Origin of the sequence: Nostoc sp. CCY 9925 (assembly GCF_963920935.1) — a bacterium.
Taxonomy (GTDB): Bacteria; Cyanobacteriota; Cyanobacteriia; order Cyanobacteriales; family Nostocaceae; genus Nostoc.
The window spans coordinates 1-4099 of record NZ_CAWUDO010000225.1 but is presented as its reverse complement, the minus strand read 5'-3'; the positions used below and the strand labels follow the sequence as shown (position 1 = coordinate 4099).

Here is a 4099-nt window from a genome sequence, read left to right as displayed (position 1 = left end):
CTAAGTTCCTTTTGATTTGCGTTCTCTCATATCGCTTTTAGTCTAAACTCCAGTTAATAGCAATCTGCTCAATTGTTTGATTAGTATTTCTGAGTAATGGACGTGCTGCTGCCATCCGACGCTTGACAATCCAAGCGTTTACAGTCTCTCCTGTTTGTTTTGCTACTCGGTTGGTTAAGTAAGCAGGCGAATAACCAACTGCAACAGCTACATCAGATAAAGTAATTCCTTGGTGATAATTATCTTCAATGAAGTCGAAAACTGATTGTAATTGAGGAACAGATGGAAAAATGGACTCAGAGTTAATTGATAAAGGTAGTGGTCGGCTGAGTTGATGAGAGTTATTTGTGTACCAATACCTTAATAAAGCTTGCTTTTCAAATCGGACAGCGATCGCTCTGAGCAAATCCTCTATAGTAGAAGGCTTAGTAAGATAATCATCTGCTCCCAGCTCCATACCTTTACGAAGAGCTGCTTGAGTATTACTACCAGTCAAAAAAATGAAAGGAATAATTGCTGTGTCAGGGTGTTGACGGAGTGTAGTCAAAACACTGTAACCATCCATATCTGGCATTTGAATATCGCAAATCACCAAGTCGGGTAAATGCTCTTGTGCTTGCTGTATCCCAGCTAGACCATTTTCAGCACCTATAGTATTAAAACCTTGAGCCTCAAGAACCTCTAAGAAGACATTGCGAGTGACGGCATCATCTTCAATGACAAGAATTTTTTTCGACGATTCGTGTATCATTTTTCCATGAATAGGATTTTTGTGGCAGGAAATGACGATCAAACTTTGTGCCGAGCGTTCTCTAAAAACCTATGAGTGTCCATCTGGATATAGTTATTAATTAATAACCAAGAAAACTGCATCAGGAAACCAGTGAATCTCAACTCAACTTTTGGCTGTAGCACCAATGGAAAGTTCAATTAAACTCACCTTTAGGCACTAGAATCATATACCTGGTTACTCAGCCAAACAAATCGGCACTATACCCATTAATGAATTGCTAATCACAGCTTTTTATAAAATTCTAATGTTGCTATTCTTTAGTCAAAAATAAAATCCATTACAAAGAATCAGAGATACCCTATGATTTTAATTTTGATTCTAACAATAAAATATGATTTTTTTATAATGGTAATGTAAAGATATTCTTGGTATTATTCTAAACATAAATAAAAATTATCTATCATAATTTTTATTCGTCAGAATTAAAAACTCAACTATAGACTCTTACATGTTAATGTAAGCACCTAGACTTTTGCTTAATTACAAGTAAGCTGTTCCACATTTAACTTGCATAATTAGGGTAGACAACATGCCCACCTCACAAAAGTTGTATTAAATTTAAATATGCCAACTAGATATTGAACAGCTTACTTGTTTAAAACAATAAATTTTACTAAATTAAAATAAAAAACAATCATTTAGTCTTTACTTTACATAAAACACACCATTAGATAGCCTAGCTTATTTGAGATTTTTAATTAAATATAATGCCAAAGTATAACAGAAGATTGATTAGTAAAAAAAGTTACTAATCAATAATATCAACTATTCTAAATTCTACATTTAGATACATTGTCCTTAATAGACACAGGTTAAATGAGTAAAATAATTGTTATTAATTTAATTTTTTTATTTGTTCACTAAGGGATTAAACTATATAACAATAAACGTTGTCATCCGTCACAAGGTATACATTTTTTAGTCTAAATCTGTGTACTCAATATAAAAAATCATCCAAAAGAAATAGAAAATATTAAGCGAGTATGTATTTTTGGATACTTTTTTTGTAATCAAAGGGTAATTGTACCTTCTAAAAGGTCTAATTGGAGAACAGAGACTATGACCCATATCGCATAAGAGAAAAAACTTCATAATAGCCATTCTCCGTTTCCCGAGTCTAAGTTAGTTTCTGGCAATGAAAATAAATCAGATTTTAAAAAGCGAAAAAATAGACACGTCTATCAAAAAAATTTTCATATACTAGTTTGCTAAACATTGAGTAAGCTTAACGAAGAAGCTGCTTCTGCAATACGGTTCATCTGTAAGAGCGGGTTAAACTAGATATTTACTCTGTCGGTTATACCCGCCCCTACTTTTAATAGAAGTTGGCAATAATTTCTTGATTTATCTAATTTTATTTATGGTGTCTTGTTTCGGACTACGCTTAATTTAAAGTATAAAATTGATATTCAAAAAATCCTAAGAGTAATGTAATTCACGAAAAGTTGGCATCAAGTACTTTTAATAATAAATCAATCATGAATCTATTCATAGCAGTCAAGTATAGCAGCCCTTAGTATATTTATATGAAATAAAGTAAATTATTCGTTGATCTTACAAAAAATTACTAGCTCGAATGGGGGCAAACAAAATAGTAAAATCCTGCCAAGTAAAGACCAGTTTTCATTGTATCAAAAGAGCGTATTTATGACTCAAAACATTGGTGGTTATCAAACACAAATGGTTAGGAAAATTAATAATGAACAAATTGAGCAAATACTCAAAGCCATTATTGGAGGCAAATACTCCTGGGCTTGTGTTTTAATACTGCGTTTTTCTGGGTACAATCCGATAGATTATATACCCTATCGCACTTACATTCGACTGCTTAAGAATAACTGTTTAGTTGAAAATTCAAAATCCAGTCAACCTGATAGTGACGGTGTAGAAACTTTGAACCTTAAGTCAACATGGCTTCAACTCTGAAAACTTAAGAAATGGCGTTCCCTTCCCACACACTCATTGAGAAGAAAATATGTAGGGGTAGCCTTACATTTTCTAGTTCATACTTTTTGGTCATCATTAACATATGGCTTACCCATTTACTGCCCCTAATACTCGTTTACTGCAACCCACTCTCAAAGAGATCGTATGGCAGAAAAAGTATGAAGTCGCACAAATTCAGCAAGAAATGTCTTTAGCTTCATTACAACGTCAGTTAACTGCTGCACCCACAGTGCGAGATTTTCTTACTGCTTTGCAACAAAGTCATTACCGACCTTGCATCATTGCAGAGGTGAAGAAAGCATCTCTAGTTCATGGGATAATCAAACCAGACTTTGACCCAGTAGCGATCGCCAAAGCTTATGAGCGTGGTGGCGCAACTTGCATCTCTGTAGTCACTGATCACAAGTTCTTTCATGGTAGCTTTGAGAGTTTACGCACCATCCGCCACAGAGTACCATTACCTATATTATGCAAAGATTTTATTTTAGATCCTTGCCAAATATATTTAGCAAGAGCAGCAGGCGCAGATGCTGTGCTACTTATTGCAGCGATTCTGTCCGATAGGCAACTTCAAAACTTTTTGCGGGTAATTCACTATTTAGGGATGAACGCTTTGGTAGAAGTCCGTACCTTGGCAGAACTCGATCGAGTGCTACAGCTTGATGATGTTCGCTTAATAGGAATCAACAATCAAAGTCTTGAAGATTTTAGCGTTGATATGGATACAACTGGGCAATTGCTGGGAGCTAGGCGATCGCAGATCCAAAGCTTGGGCGTTAGTATTGTCAGTGAATCTGGCTTGCATACACCAGATGATTTATCCTTTGTTGCTGAAGCTGGTACACATGCAGTTCTACTCGGAGACACTTTAGTTAAGCAAGACGATGTACAACAGGCTGTGCGTAATCTGCTCCAACTTAATCTTTCCACCCACAGCAACCTTCTCAAGAAGGCAATGAAGGAAAGATAGTGTTATTAGAGAATCTCATCTTTGTTTTGCCTGAATTATGGTACTTAAGTACCACTGCTCAAGGGATTTGCCCGATTCAAAAAAATTCTTCTTTAGCCCTTGACAATCCCAAATGGACTAGTTATCCTAGATTAAGTGTGAAGGCAAGAGAAAAAGCCTAAAACACCTGAACCGTAAAAACACAATACTTTGAAAGCTTAAGAAATAACTAATCCTCGTCAAGAAAATCTAACTTTGGGACTTCCATAGTTAAAGATAATCGAAAATTATAACTAGGATTCCTAAAAAATACACTCAAATAGGTATTTTTAGGATAACCAAACTCGAAACACAACAAAACGGAGAGTTTGATCCTGGCTCAGGATGAACGCTGGCGGTATGCTTAACAC

2 protein-coding genes and 1 pseudogene are annotated in these 4099 nt (G+C 35.3%); 2 read left to right on the top strand and 1 reads right to left on the bottom strand.

What is annotated here, in order from left to right; genetic code table 11:
- Positions 1-58: 58 nt before the first annotated feature.
- A pseudogene (locus tag ACM0OY_RS39700) lies at positions 59-751 on the bottom strand (response regulator); the annotation flags it as partial.
- A gap of 1689 nt (positions 752-2440) precedes the next feature.
- On the opposite strand from ACM0OY_RS39700, the gene ACM0OY_RS39695 reads away from it, so the two are divergent.
- Positions 2441-2719 carry a HetP family heterocyst commitment protein gene (locus ACM0OY_RS39695; protein ID WP_414574191.1) on the top strand — a complete coding sequence of 93 codons (279 nt, stop codon included), beginning with the start codon at positions 2441-2443 and terminating at the stop codon, positions 2717-2719.
- Between the two features lie 103 nt (positions 2720-2822).
- On the top strand, positions 2823-3710 hold the full coding sequence (gene trpC, locus ACM0OY_RS39690) for an indole-3-glycerol phosphate synthase TrpC (RefSeq protein ID WP_414574190.1): 888 nt from the start codon (positions 2823-2825) through the stop codon (positions 3708-3710).
- Positions 3711-4099: the final 389 nt, after the last annotated feature.